Source organism: Thauera butanivorans NBRC 103042, from assembly GCF_001591165.1.
Classification (GTDB): Bacteria; Pseudomonadota; Gammaproteobacteria; order Burkholderiales; family Rhodocyclaceae; genus Thauera; species Thauera butanivorans.
In genome coordinates this window covers 1-13222 of the sequence record NZ_BCUG01000020.1, presented here as the reverse complement: position 1 = coordinate 13222, position 13222 = coordinate 1, and the positions used below count along the sequence as shown (strand labels likewise).

General features: G+C 69.2%; 10 protein-coding genes. 4 read left to right on the top strand and 6 right to left on the bottom strand.

Going from position 1 to position 13222, the window contains the following annotated elements; translation table 11 throughout:
• Positions 1–15: 15 nt before the first annotated feature.
• From TBU01S_RS09710 to TBU01S_RS09690, 5 genes are read right to left on the bottom strand one after another with little or no spacing between them, the layout of a single operon-like run.
• Complete coding sequence (locus TBU01S_RS09710; protein ID WP_068636444.1) at positions 16–1665, bottom strand: methyl-accepting chemotaxis protein; 1650 nt, start codon at positions 1663–1665, stop codon at positions 16–18.
• Positions 1666–1722: 57 nt separating this feature from the next.
• A complete protein-coding gene (locus TBU01S_RS09705) occupies positions 1723–2958 on the bottom strand; it encodes an NADH:flavin oxidoreductase (protein ID WP_068636443.1) in 1236 nt (411 codons plus the stop codon).
• Between the two features lie 46 nt (positions 2959–3004).
• Positions 3005–4594, bottom strand: coding sequence for a FadD3 family acyl-CoA ligase (locus tag TBU01S_RS09700; protein ID WP_068636442.1), 1590 nt, complete (start codon positions 4592–4594; stop codon positions 3005–3007).
• Between the two features lie 13 nt (positions 4595–4607).
• On the bottom strand, positions 4608–5369 hold the full coding sequence (locus TBU01S_RS09695; RefSeq protein WP_068636441.1) for an SDR family oxidoreductase: 762 nt from the start codon (positions 5367–5369) through the stop codon (positions 4608–4610).
• 20 nt (positions 5370–5389) lie between these two features.
• Complete coding sequence (locus TBU01S_RS09690) at positions 5390–7099, bottom strand: FAD-binding protein (protein ID WP_068636440.1); 1710 nt, start codon at positions 7097–7099, stop codon at positions 5390–5392.
• 201 nt (positions 7100–7300) lie between these two features.
• Between TBU01S_RS09690 and TBU01S_RS09685 the strand changes: the two genes are divergently transcribed.
• The gene (locus TBU01S_RS09685) at positions 7301–8782 is read left to right on the top strand and encodes an FAD-dependent oxidoreductase (protein WP_068636439.1); all 1482 of its coding nucleotides are present in this window, start codon (positions 7301–7303) and stop codon (positions 8780–8782) included.
• A gap of 74 nt (positions 8783–8856) precedes the next feature.
• Here the strand turns inward: TBU01S_RS09685 and TBU01S_RS09680 are convergent, their stop codons facing one another.
• The gene (locus TBU01S_RS09680) at positions 8857–10293 is read right to left on the bottom strand and encodes an aldehyde dehydrogenase family protein (protein WP_068636438.1); all 1437 of its coding nucleotides are present in this window, start codon (positions 10291–10293) and stop codon (positions 8857–8859) included.
• Between the two features lie 207 nt (positions 10294–10500).
• Here TBU01S_RS09680 and TBU01S_RS09675 point away from each other — a divergent pair, with 207 nt between their 5' ends.
• From TBU01S_RS09675 to TBU01S_RS09665, 3 genes are all read left to right on the top strand, one after another.
• On the top strand, positions 10501–11478 hold the full coding sequence (locus tag TBU01S_RS09675; RefSeq protein ID WP_068636437.1) for a flavin reductase family protein: 978 nt from the start codon (positions 10501–10503) through the stop codon (positions 11476–11478).
• Positions 11479–11549: 71 nt separating this feature from the next.
• A complete protein-coding gene (locus TBU01S_RS09670; protein ID WP_068636436.1) occupies positions 11550–12323 on the top strand; it encodes a glucose 1-dehydrogenase in 774 nt (257 codons plus the stop codon).
• An 11-nt stretch (positions 12324–12334) separates the two neighbouring features.
• Positions 12335–13123: a fumarylacetoacetate hydrolase family protein gene (locus tag TBU01S_RS09665; RefSeq protein WP_068636435.1), complete on the top strand. Its 789-nt coding sequence runs from the start codon at positions 12335–12337 to the stop codon at positions 13121–13123.
• Positions 13124–13222 lie beyond the last annotated feature (99 nt).

The following is a 13222-nucleotide window of genomic DNA, read 5'->3' as shown; positions in this document are numbered from 1 at the left end:
CCGCGCGCGCTCCGCTCAGGCCAGCCGGAAACGCCCCGACAGGTCGTCCAGGGTGCGCGCCAGCGCATCGAGCCCGGCCGCGGACTGCGCGCTGCGCGTGGCGCTCGCGGAAAGGTCGCCAGTGCCGCTGGAGACGCTTTCGATGCGGCGCACGATCTCGCGCGTGGATTCGGCCTGCGCCTTGATGAGTTCGCCGATGCTGCCCACCGCCTCGAACACCGCGTGGGTCCCCTCGCGGATGCTCTCGACCGACCCCTCCGCCTCGCGGGACAGGCTTTCCCCTGCGGCCACGCGCTCGACGACCTGCCGCATGCCGGCGGAGACGCCGCGGGTCCGCTCCTGGATGTCACCGATCGTGACGATGATCTCCTGCGTCGAGCTTGCGGTGCGTTCGGCCAGCTTGCGCACCTCGTCGGCGACGACGGCGAAGCCGCGGCCCTGCTCTCCCGCGCGCGCCGCCTCGATCGCCGCATTGAGGGCCAGCAGGTTGGTCTGCTCGGCCACCTCGCGGATGACGTTAACCACGCCGCTGATCCGTTGCGACAGTTGTTCGAGTTCCTGGACCTGGAGTGCGGTGCTGTCGACGACCTCGGTCACGCGGTGCATCTCCCTGGCCATGCTGCGGATGAAGCGCCGGCTGTCCTCGGCGCGCACAGAGGAGCGTTCGGTGGTCTGCAGCGACAGGCTGGCATGCGCCTCCACCTGGTCGATCGAATGCACCAGCGCGCTGGCCGCCTCGGACATGCGGCTGAGCGCCTCCTCCTGCGACAGCGCGTGCTCCGAGGCGGTGCCGGCGATGCCCGACATCTGGCGGGCCTCGACGCCGAGCTGCTCGACCTCGCGGCGCAGGTCGTCGATCAGGCCGTGCAGCTTGTCGCGCATGTGCCCGATCTCGCCCAGGAGCACGCCGAACTCGTCCGCCCCGAGCTCGGGGACGGCCACCGACAAGTCGCCCGCCGCGATCGAGCGGGCGACGCGCGAGGCGACGCCGAAGGCCATGCGCAGCCGCCGCAGCGTGCTCAGGGCGATGAGCACGCTGCACAGGATGCCGATGACCGACAGCACGAGATAGGCGGTGATGGTCGTGCGGTAGCGCGTCTGTGCGGACTCGTACATGCTGGCGGTGAGGGCCGTCTGGTGGGCGTGGAGCGCGGCCAGGGCCTCGCCCGCCGCATCGCCCGCCGGCTCGCCGCCCTGGACGAAGGCACTCATGTAGGTGGGCCGGAAATGGCCGGTGCGCAGCGAGGCGAGCACTTCGTCGACCTGGACCAGCCATTCCCGGTAGCGCGCCTCGAAGGCATCGAACAAGGCCACCTCGTCGGGGTCGCGCAGCCGCTGGCGCTGCGCCTGCAGCAACGCCTCGACCTCCTCGATGTTGCGGTCGATCTGCTGCAGGTAATGGGACAATGGGCGCTCGTGCGCCGAGGCCAGCCCGCCGTCGGGGTCGAGCTGGAAGGCGAGCGGGATCAGCCGCCGGTTGGACAGCAGGCGCAACTGGATCGCCTCCAGCCGCCCCAGGGTGGCGATGTTGAGCTCGTGGACCTCGCGCAGGGATTCCTTGGCCTGGTGCAGGCCGTACCAGCCGAAGGCCACCGCCGCCAGGAACAGGAAGCCCGCCACGGCGGCCCAGATCCACATGCGTTGCGCAATGCTCAGTTTCGTCATGCCGAACCGTCCTCGTCGTCGATTGCCGGGCGTCGATGGGCGCCGAACCGCAAGAGTTCAAGCGCCGGCGCGCACCCGGTTCAGCGCCGGGTCGTTGGGTGGGTTGAGCACGCACCGCGTGCCGGCCGGGTGGTAGATGTAGGGAATGCAGCGGTTGCAGTTGGTACAGCCCGACGCCGCGGTTTCGCCGCGGCGGAACTTGTCGACCAGGCGCGGATCGTGGATCAGCGGCCGCGCCATCACCACCGCGTCGAAACCCTCGCGCATCGCCTGCTCGGCGTTGGCCAGCGAGCGCGCGCCGCCGAGGTAGCCCAGCGGCACATCCACCGCGGCGCGGATGCGGCGCGAATACTCGAGGAAGTACATCTCGCGGAAGCTGACCCTGGGCGTGCCGAACTGCGCAGCCTTCATCATCAAGCCGGTCAGCCAGTTGCCCTTCAACACCTTCTTCATCTCGTCCATGTCGAAGTTGCTGCCGAACATGAACCAGCCCGATTCGATGTTGCGCCCGCCGGACAGCACCAGCAGGTCGGCGCCGGCCTGCTGCAGCAGGCGCGCGGTGACGATGGCGTCATCCACCGTGGCGCCGCCGGGCACGCCGTCGGCGACGTTGATCTTGGCCAGCACCGCCATGCGCTGGCCGACCTCCTCCTTGACCCGCCGCAGCACTTCGGCCGGAAAACGCGCGCGATTCTCCGCGCTGCCGCCGTATTCGTCGCGGCGCTTGTTGGAAAGCGGCGAGATGAACTGGTTGAGCAGGTAGCCGTGGCCCATGTGGATCTCGACCGCGTCGAAACCCGCCTGAGCACAGAGCTCGGCGGCGTCGACGAACTGGCCGATGACGAGATCCATGTCGGCGCGCGTCATCGCGCGCTGGAAGAAGTTGCCGCGCATGAAGCCGGCTTTGTTGAAGCCGCCCGAGGCGCTCATGGTCGGCCCTTCGATCTTCACCGAGGTGACGAAGGAACCGCCATGGGTGAGCTGGTAGGAAATGGCGCCGCCTTCGGCATGCACGGCGCCGGCCAGCGCCTTCAGGTCGGGCAGGATTTCCGCACGCATCCACACCTGGTTGGGCAAGGTGCGGCCGACCTTGGCGACCGCGCCATAGGCCACGGTGGTCAGGCCGACGCCGCCGGCGGCCATGCTGCGGTGGTGCTCGAGCAGCGCCCTGGTCGGCGCACCGTCGAGCACCATGCCCTCGTTGGCGCCGGCGCGGATGAAGCGGTTGCGCAGCATGAGCGGCCCCAGCCTGAACGGGCTGAACAGCGTGTCGCGATCCTGGTTCTGGTTCATATGCACCTCGCTGGCGTGGGCGGAACTGGCAGGCGGCGCGGCAGATTCACGCAGGAACACGCAGTTGCGCCCGCAACGCGTTCTTGTCGACCTTGTTCGACGCATTGACCGGCAGCGCGTCGAACAAGCGCACCAGGCGCGGCACCTTGTAGTTGGCCATGCGCTCGCGCGACCAGGCGATCAGGCCGGCTTCGTCCAGCATCTGGCCGGGGCGCGGCACCACGCAGGCGCAGCCGACTTCGCCCATGCGTTCGTCGGGCACGCCGATCACCGCCACCTGGGCGATCGCGGGGTGCTCGGTCAGGGCGGCCTCGATCTCGGCCGGATAGCAGTTGAAGCCGCCGACGATGAACATGTCCTTGAGGCGGTCGGTAATGCGCAGGTAGCCGCGCGCATCCAGCGTGCCGACGTCGCCGGTGTGCAGCCAGCCTTCGGTGTCGATGGTTTCGGCGGTGGCCTTGTCGTCCTGGAAATAACCCTGCATGACGTGGAAGCCGCGCAGGCAGATTTCGCCCGTCTCGCCGGCGGCCAGCGGCCGGTTGCCGGCATCGACGATGCGCAATTCGGTGCCGGGAATGGCATGGCCGCTGGTCAGGGCGACGGTCTCGGCGTCGTCGTCGGCTTCGCAGCAACTCGCCAGCCCGCCGCATTCGGTGAGGCCGTAGGCGGTGAGGACGACGTCGAAGCCCAGTTCGCGGCGCATGCGCTCGATCAGCACCGGCGGGATCGTCGAGGCGCCGGTGACGGCCACGCGCAGGCTGGACAGATCGGTCTGCGCCAGCCCGGGATGCGCCAGCATCGACAGGTAGAGCGTCGGCGGCCCGGGCAGCACGCTGATGCGGTCGGCCTCGATGCGGCGGAACACCGCCTCGGCGTCGAACACCGGATGCGGCAGCACGGTGGCGCCGGCGATCAGGCAGGTCACCCAGCCGGCCTTGTAGCCGAAGGTGTGGAAGAAGGGATTGACGATCAGGTAGCGGTCGCCAGCGCGGATGCCGGCGATCTGCACGTAAGCGGTGAAGGCCTGGATGACCTGGTGGTGGGCGCTCATCACGCCCTTGGGGCGGCCGGTGGTGCCGGAGGTGAACATCAGGTCCGAGATGTCGCCGGGCCGAACGGCCTCGGCGCGCGCGCGGGCCTGCGCTTCGTCGATGCCTTCACCGCTGGCCAGGAAAGCGGCCCAATCGGTATCCGCGTGCGGCCCGGCCTGGCCGATGGCGACGACTTTTTCCAGCGTCGGCGGCCGGCAGCCGGCCAGCATCACCGGGTAGTCGGTGTCGAGGAAACGGTCGACGACGAACAGGATGCGGCTGCCGCTGCGGCCGATGATGTCGGCTGCCTCGGCGCCTTTCATGCGGGTGTTGATCGGCACCATCGCCGCGCCGGCGCAGTGGATGCCGAGCGCGGCGATGATCCATTCGGCGCGGTTGGGCGCCCAGATCGCGACCCGGTCGCCGGCGTCGATGCCGTGGGCGATCAAGGCGCGGCTGACGGCGAACACGCGGGCCGGCAGGCCGGCATAGTCGATGCGGGTGTCGCCGTCCTCGATGAAGATGCGTTCGCCGTGGCGGGCCGCGGCTTCGAGGACGAGTGCGGGCAGGCTGCGGGCGAGCGGCGGAACGAAGGCTTCGGTCATGGGACGCCGCGCCTCAGATGCTCATGACGAACTGGCCGCTGTCGACGCGCAGCTCGATGCCATTGACCGCGCGCGAGCCATCCTCGGCGAGGAACAGGATCGCGGCGGCGACGTCGGCCGGCAGGCAGGCGCGGTTCATCGGGTCGGCGTCGATGGTGAAGCGCGCCGGGTCCACGCCTTGCGGATAGCTGCCGGCGGTCATCGGCGTCATGATCCCGTCGGGATGGATGGAGTTGCAGCGGATGCGGTACTTGGCCCGGCGGCAGTGCGCGGCGACCGCGCGCGTGAGGCCGGAGATCGCGGCCTTGGAAGCGCCATAGGCGGCATAGTCGTCGCGGCCGGCGATGCCGGCAATCGACGAGATGTTGATGATCGAACCGCCGCCGCTGTCCTTCATCAGCGCCACGCCGGCCTTGCAGCCGAGGAAGACGCTGTCGGCGTTGATCCGCATCAGCCGCTGCCAGTCGTCCAGCGTGGCGTCCTCGATCGAGCCCTTGAGCAGGATGCCGGCGTTGTTCACCAGGATGTCGAGGCGGCCGAAGCGCTCGCGCACGGCCGCGGCCACCATGTCCCAATCGGCGGCCGAAGCCGCATCCTGGCGGATGAAACACGCCTTGCCGCCCAGCTCCGCCGCCAGCGCCTCGCCGGCCTCGACGTTGAGGTCGGTCAGCACCACCTGCGCGCCTTCGCGCACGAAAGCCTCCACCGTGGCGCGGCCCACGCCGCTCGCGCCGCCGGTGACCAGCGCGATCCTGCCTTCGATTCGTCCTGCCATGCCTATCTCCTGATGAAGCCTCATGCCTGCGCGGCGATGTGATTGGCGGCGATATAGCCGAAAGTCATTGCCGGGCCGAGCGTGGCGCCGGCGCCCGGATAGGCCGTGCCCATCACCGAGGCCGAGGTGTTGCCGATCGCGTAGAGCCCCTCGATCGGCGAACCGTCGGCGCGCACGACGCGCGCCTGGGCGTCGGTCAGCAGCCCGCCCTTGGTGCCGATGTCGCCCGCATCCATGCGCATGGCGTAGAACGGGCCTTTCTCGATCGGTGCCAGGCAGGGGTTGGGCTTGACGTTGACGTCGCCGTAGTAGCGGTCGAAGACGTTGTCGCCGCGGCCGAACTCGGCATCCTTGCCCGTGCGGGCGTACTCGTTCATCTTCGCCACGGTTTCGGCCAGGCCGGCGGGGTCGACGCCGATCTGGCGGGCCAGCGCCTCGAGCGTGTCGGCCTTCCAGTACACCGTGCCCAGCCACTCCTTGCGCAGCCGGCTGTCGGGCATGATCTGCGCCGGCATCAGCGGCCCCATCGCGTAGTTGAAGCGGAAGCCGGCATCGAAGATGCACCATGCCGGCACGTTCCTGCCGCCGGTGGCTTCGTTGTCGCGGTACATCGCATCGCCGAATTCGAGATAGCCCTGGGCCTCGTTGCAGAAGCGCCGGCCCAGGCCGTTGACCACGATCGCGCCCGGAAAGGCACGCTCGGCGAACACGCCGCGCGGCTTCTCCTCGCCGGTCACGGCGATGGTCGGCGCCCACCACGCCCAGTCGAGCAGGTCGGTGGCGGCACCCGCGGCCAGGCCGGCTTCGAGCGCGGCGCCGGTGTTGTTGCCGGGCGGCGTCGCGCTCCAGCGCGCCTGGGTCGGCTGCGGCAGGTATCTTTCGCGCAACGCCTGGTTCTGCTCGAAGCCGCCGGCGCCGAGGATCACGCCCCGGCGGGCGGTGAGCGTCATCGGAAAGCCATCGCGCTCGACCCGCACACCGGTGACGCGGCCGTCCTCGATCACCAGATCGCGGAAATCGGTCTTCAGCCACAGCGGCACCTTGCGATCCATCAGCGAGGCGCGCAGCGCGCACACCAGCGAACTGCCGAGCGCGGCGCGGCGGTCGTACCGACTCTTCCTGCGCCACTTGAAGTCGAGCTTGTAGCGCAGCATCAGGCCGAGCACTTTCAGCCGCCAGCCGCGTTCGCGCGCCATGGCGACGTGGGCGTCGCGCGCGGTCCAGGCGATGCGCCCCATCAGCAGCGTGGACGGCGAGGGGCGGCGCAGATGCTGCAGTTCGTCGCCCAGCACGCTGGTATCGAACAGCTCGGGGTCGAGCGAGCGCCCGCCCGGCAGCGCGCCCGGCAGGTGCTGGTAGTAGTCGGGATACTTTTCCGCCACCGCGTAGCGCACGCGGGATTTGCCTTCGAGGTAGCGGATCATCTCCGGCGCCTGGGTGAGGTAGGCGCGCACCTTGGTTTCGTCGGCCTTGCCGCCGCCCGCGGCGAGGATGTAGCGCAGCGCCTCATCCAGACTGTCGCGGCCGCCCTTGGCAGTGAAATGGTGATTGTTCGGAATCCAGATGCCGCCGCCCGAGATCGCCGAGGTCCCGCCGAACTTGTCGCTCTTCTCGATCACCAGCACCGACAAGCCCTGGTCGGCGGCGACGACCGCCGAGGTCATCGCGCCTGCCCCCGAACCAACGACGACGACATCCCAATCCGTCCGAGACCGATCTTGCTCGCTCACGCTCCACCCCAGTTGCTGTTGCAATGTGGCCGATGTTGGCGGCAGTCCCGGCGGCGTTCATCGTCAATGCGGACTATGGCGCGCGGCGGCAGCGCCATCGTTCAATCGGAGGATGCGGCGACACGCCGGGGTATCGATGATCGGGCGGACAGCGCGTGCCGCAGGGACGACGCACGCCGGACACAGACAAAGGAGCTCGACATGACCCAGGACACGACACCGGCCCACAACCCCGCCCGCCCCTGCCGCATCGAGGACGTGCCGCGCTGGGACATCGACACCGACGTCGCGGTGATCGGCATGGGCGCGGCCGGCAGTTGCGCGGCGATCGAGGCACGGCTTGCCGGTGTCCGCGTGCAGGTGTTCGAAGTCGCCTCCGCGCCGGGCGGCAGCGCGGCACTGTCCGGCGGCGAGATCTACGCCGGCGGCAGCGGCGGCACCCGCGTCCAGCGCGCGCATGGCTTCGCGGACAGCACCGAGGATCTTTACACCTACCTGATGATGGCCGGCGGCCCGGGTGCCGACGCCGAGCGCGTACGCCTGTATGCCGAAGGCGCGGCAACGCATTTCGACTGGCTGGAAGCACAGGGCGTGCCGTTCAAAGGCAGCTACCTGCCCGGCAAATGGATCGAGCCGACGACCGACGACACCTTGCTGTGGTCGGGCAGCGAAGCCGCCTGGCCGTTCAGTGCCAGAGCCAGGCCTGCCCCGCGCGGCCATACCGCGCAGTTCAAGGGCTGGGGCGGCGGCAAGGTGCTGATGGAAAAGCTGTGCGCACGCGCCGAGGCGCTCGGTGCCACGCTCCACTGCAACAGCCGGGCGCTGAGCCTGATCGTCGACCGCGACGGCAGCGTGGCCGGCTTGGTGGTGCGCATCGACGGCGAGGAGAAATACGTGCGCGCACACAAGGGCGTGATCCTGTGCGCCGGCGGCTTCATCGTGAACCGCGACATGGTGGCGCGCTACGCACCGGCCGCGCTGGCCTGCACCCAGCCCGTCTCCGCCGGCAACGACGACGGCTCGGGCATCCGCATGGGCATCAGTGCTGGCGGCGCGGCCATCCACATGGATCAGTTCTTTGCCACCATCCCCTTCTTTCCGCCCGAATCGCTGGTGAAAGGCATCTTCGTCAATGCGCGCGGCGAGCGCTTCATCAACGAGGATGCCTACCATGGCCGCGTCGGCCACTACGTGCTGCGCCAGCCGGAAGGCAAGGCCTGGCTGCTGGTGGACAACGAGACTTTCGGCCGCCCGCTGATCGAGCCGGACATCCCGGTCGCCGCCGTGGGCGAAAGCTGGGAAGAGATCGAACGGGAACTCGGCCTGCCGGCAGGCACGCTGGTGCATACCGTGGAAACCTTCAACCGCAACGCCGCCGAAGGACAAGATCCGCTGTTCCACAAGGCCGCCGACTGGCTGCGCCCGCTCACCGTCGCGCCCTTCGCCGCGCTCAGCTACTGCGCCGGCGAACTGAACGCGCACGCCTTCACGATGGGCGGCCTGCACACCCGCCCCAGCGGCGAAGTGCTGGACGCCGACGGCAGCCCGATCGCCGGCCTCTACGCCGCCGGCCGCTGCGCCTGCGGCCTGCCGCGCTGGGGCGAAGGCTACAGCTCGGGCATGTCGCTGGGCGACTCGACCTTCTTCGGCCGCCAGGCCGGCGTCGCCGCCGCCCGGCGCTGACCAGGCGCTCATACGAAAAACGCCGCATCCGCCCCCTACGGGCGGCGCGGCGCTGGCAGCTCGGGCAACGAAACTCAGGGCGTGACCTGCGCCTCCATCATCGCCAGGAACTGATCGGAATACGGCGGCAGCAGGCCCCATTCGCGGCGCGGATCGCAGGCCGGCGCCTTGAACACCGTGCGCGTGTGGCTGAATTCGAGGAAGCCTTCGCGGCCGTGGTAATGGCCCATGCCGGAATCGCCGATGCCGCCGAAAGGCGCGTCCTCCATCGCCGCATGGAACATCGCTTCGTTGATCGTCACGCCACCCGACAACGTGTGCTCCAGCACCTGCTGCTGCTCGGCCTCGTCCTCGCCGAAGTAGTACAAGGCCAGCGGCCGCGGCCGGGCATTGATGTCGGCGATCACGTCGTCGATGGCGTCGTAGGGTTTGACGACGACGGCGGGGCCGAAGATTTCCTCGCGCATGATCGCGCTGTCCGCCGGCGGGTCGATGACGATGCTGAGCGGCCGGCGGCGGTCCGTCGCATCAGCGGCTGCAGGGACCGGCGCACATTCGACGCGAGCCCCGACGCGGGCGGCGTCGCCGACGCAGGCTTCGACACGCGCCAGATGGCGGGCATTCACCACCGCCACCATGTCCGCATTGCCCGCCACGCTCGGGAACAGTTCGCCGAAGCTGCGCTTGAGCGCGGCGACGAAGTCCTCGAGCTGCTCACGGGCGACGTAGACCACGTCCGGATTGACGCAGAGCTGGCCGGCGTTGGCCGCCTTGGCAGCGGCGATGCGGAAGGCCGCGGTGGCGAGATCGGCGCTGCGGGCGACGATGGCCGGCGACTTGCCGCCGAGCTCCAGCGTCACCGGCACCAGATTCTGCGCGGCGTTGCGCATCACCGCCTTGCCCACCTGGGTGCTGCCGGTGAATACGATGTGGTCGAAAGGCTGGGACGTGAAGGCTTCGCCCATTTCCGGCCCGCCGGTGACGACGCCGACTTCGAGCGGATCGAACAGCTCGGCCACGGCCTCGGCCACTATCTGCGCAGTACGCGGCACGACTTCGGAAGGTTTCAGGATCGCCCGGTTGCCGGCGGCCAGCGCGCTCGCCAAGGGGCTGAACAGCGTGAACAGCGGCGCGTTCCAGGTGCCGATGATGCCCACCGTGCCCTTGGGCTGGTACATCACCCAGGCCTGGGCGCCGAGCTGGTCGTAGGGCGGAAAGGGCGTGCGCGGCTCGCTCGCCATCCACGGTTCGAAATGATCGCGGGCGTACTTCAGCGAGGTCAGCGAACCGAGCACGTCGTTCATCAGTGAATAGCCCCTGGGGCGGCCGCCGAAGTCGGCGTCCATTGCTTCGGCCAGGGACTTGTGGTGTTTCACCAGCAGGTCGATCGCGGTCTGGATGCGGCGCCTGCGCTCGGCGGCGCTCACGGCGCCAGCGGCAGCGAAGGCCTTGCGCTGTTGCTGGAGCAGGCCGGCCAGGCCCGCGGCGGTGGTGATGATCTCTTTCGTCACGGCAATCGCTCCGGTTTGAGAGGCGGGAAAGCGTACTCATACGCCAGGCCGCGACCTTAACCCGCAGCCCCGCCGTCCGCGTAGTCCGATCGGACGAGCGGGACCGGGGAACTCCATGCGAAACGGTAGTCCGTTGGGACGATGACCCTGCCCTGGCCGGATTCCATACTCGGCTCCACCTCTCCTTCCGCCCCCTCGAGACACGACATGACGACGCACAAGGGCTTCGACCCCCAGGCATTCCGCGCCGCGCTCGGCACCTTCACCACCGGGGTCACCATCATCACCACCCGGGCCCAGGATGGCGAGCCGGTCGGCATCACCGCCAACAGCTTCAACTCCGTGTCGCTGAACCCGCCGCTGGTGCTTTGGAGCCTGGCGAAGAACGCGCGCAGCCTGCAGGCGTTCTCCACTTCCACGCACTGGAACGTGCATGTGCTGGCAGCCGACCAGGAAGCCCTGTCCGGCCGCTTCGCCCGCCAGGGCGAGGACAAGTTCGCCGGGCTCGAACTGGACGAAAGCATCGGCAAGGCGCCGCTGCTGAAGGACTGCACGGCACGTTTCCAGTGCCGCACCGCCTTCAGCTACGACGGCGGCGACCATGTCATCTTCGTCGGCGAAGTGCTGGCCTACGATCACGGCGACCGCCCGCCGCTGGTGTTCCAGAGCGGCCAGTACGCACTGGCCGCCCGCAGGCCGCGCGAGGAAGTGCGCCTGGGCGCCACGCCGCCGCCCGAATGCAGCTATACCGAAGACCTGCTCGGCTACCTGCTGGGCCGCGCGCACTACCAGATGCTGCATGCACTGCGGCAGTTGCTGGACACCCAGGCATTGGACGAGCGCTCCTTCTTCATCCTGTCGGTGCTATCGATCCGCGACCGCCTGACGCTGGACGAACTGAACGCCTTCATCGCCTATACCGGCATGCTGGCCACCGCCGACTCGATGGCGGCGCTGGAAGCGCAGCACCTGGTTGCACTCGAGGACGACAGAGGCGAGGATCGCTACGTATTGACCGCCGACGGCCGCGAAGCCTCGCTGCGCCAGATCGCGCTGGCAAAGGCGGTCGAGGAAGACATCGCCGCCAGACTCGGCACCGGTGACACGATGGCCCTGAAGCTGCTGCTGAAGCGCCTGATCGCCAACAGCGACCCGGGCATGCCCGATCTCTGGTCGCCGCGCTGATTCCCGCCAGCCGGCCGCTTCGCCCGCCCCGGGACAAGCCCTTCAACGGCATCACGACAAAGGAAATTCCCATGCCGCTCATCGAACGTTTCCGCCTGGACAATCAGGTCGCCATCGTCACCGGCGGCGGCCGCGGCATCGGCCGCGCCATCGCCCTGGCCTACGCCGAAGCCGGCGCCGACGTGGTCTGCGCCGCGCGCACGCCGGCCGACGTCGAGGCGGTCGCGGAAGAAATCCGCGCCCTCGGCCGGCGGGCGCTGGCGGTGCAGTGCGACGTCACCGATCTGGCACAACTGGCGAAGCTGGTCGACGCCGCGGTGGCGGCTTTCGGCCGCATCACCCATCTGGTGAACAACGCCGGCGGCTCCGGGCCCAACGACCCGCTGAAGATGTCCGCCGACAAGTTCGAGCACGTGTTCCGCTTCAACGTCACGTCGGCCTACGAACTCACCCGCCTGTGCGTGCCGCACATGCGCGCGGCCGGCGGCGGCAACGTGCTCAACATCACCTCGGGCGCCGCCCGCTATGCCCAGCCGCACTTCAGCGCCTACGGCACCGCCAAGGCCGCCTTGAGCCAGCTCACCCGCCTGCTGGCGCAGGACTTCGCCCCCGAGGTGCGCGTCAATGCGATCGCGCCTGGGCCGATCATGACCGCCGCGCTCGATCGCGCGCTGCCGGCCAACATGCGCGAGGGCATGATCCGCAACACGCCGCTGCAGCGCCTCGGCGAAGTCGAGGACATCGCCGCCGCCGCGCTCTATCTCGCCACGCCGGCCTCCGCCTGGGTCACCGGCAAGATCATCGAAGTCGACGGCGGCGCCGAATCCAGCGTATGGCCGGGTTGAAGGAGGCGGACATGGACGCCCCCCTGATCCATCGCCTCGGCGACGAACTCTACGATGCGCTGCGCCAGCGCCGCACACTGGTGCCGCTGACCGAGCGCCACCCGGACATCGGCATCGACGACGCCTACCGGATCTCGCTGCACATGCTGGCGCGCCGCGAAGCCGACGGCGAGAAGGTCGTCGGCAAGAAGATCGGCGTCACCAGCAAGCCGGTGCAGGACATGCTGAACGTGCATCAGCCGGACTTCGGCTTCCTGACCGACGCGATGCATCATGCCGACGGCGCGACGATTCCGCTCGCCGCCGCTGGGCTGATCCAGCCGCGCGCCGAAGGCGAGATCGCCTTCATGCTGAAGTCCGACCTGCAGGGCCCCGGCGTGAGCCGCGACGACGTGCTGGCCGCCACCGCCTGGGTCGCGCCCTGCTTCGAAATCGTCGATTCGCGCATCCACGACTGGAAGATCCGCATCCAGGACACCGTGGCCGACAACGCCTCCTGCGGCGTATTCGTGATCGGCGAGCAGCACACCGACCCCGCCGGACTGGACCTGGCGGCGGTGCGCATGCGCATGACGCGCAACGACGAGCCGGCCGGCGAAGGCCTGGGTTCGGCGGTGCAGGGCCACCCGGCCGAAGCCGTGGCCTGGCTGGCCAACACCCTGGGCCGCTTCGGCATTCCGTTCCGCGCCGGCGAGTTGATCCTGTCCGGCTCGCTGGCGCCGCTGGTGCCCGCGCGGGCGGGCGACCGTTTCGACATGGAGATCGAAGGACTCGGCCGCTGCTCGGTCGCGTTCAGCTGATTTCCTCCGCTTGCAGGCGCGCAGCGGCAGCTTCCCCCTCCCTCTCCCGCCGCTGCGTGTCCTGCAACCCTGTGCTTCCGGAGAACGAATTTCATGAGC

Coding starts and splice junctions, on each gene's coding strand:
- TBU01S_RS09710 (WP_068636444.1), bottom strand. CDS start 1,665: ATGACGAAACTGAGCATTGCGCAACGCATGTGGATCTGGGCCGCCGTG.
- TBU01S_RS09705 (WP_068636443.1), bottom strand. CDS start 2,958: ATGAACCAGAACCAGGATCGCGACACGCTGTTCAGCCCGTTCAGGCTG.
- TBU01S_RS09700 (WP_068636442.1), bottom strand. CDS start 4,594: ATGACCGAAGCCTTCGTTCCGCCGCTCGCCCGCAGCCTGCCCGCACTC.
- TBU01S_RS09695 (WP_068636441.1), bottom strand. CDS start 5,369: ATGGCAGGACGAATCGAAGGCAGGATCGCGCTGGTCACCGGCGGCGCG.
- TBU01S_RS09685 (WP_068636439.1), top strand. CDS start 7,301: ATGACCCAGGACACGACACCGGCCCACAACCCCGCCCGCCCCTGCCGC.
- TBU01S_RS09675 (WP_068636437.1), top strand. CDS start 10,501: ATGACGACGCACAAGGGCTTCGACCCCCAGGCATTCCGCGCCGCGCTC.
- TBU01S_RS09670 (WP_068636436.1), top strand. CDS start 11,550: ATGCCGCTCATCGAACGTTTCCGCCTGGACAATCAGGTCGCCATCGTC.
- TBU01S_RS09665 (WP_068636435.1), top strand. CDS start 12,335: ATGGACGCCCCCCTGATCCATCGCCTCGGCGACGAACTCTACGATGCG.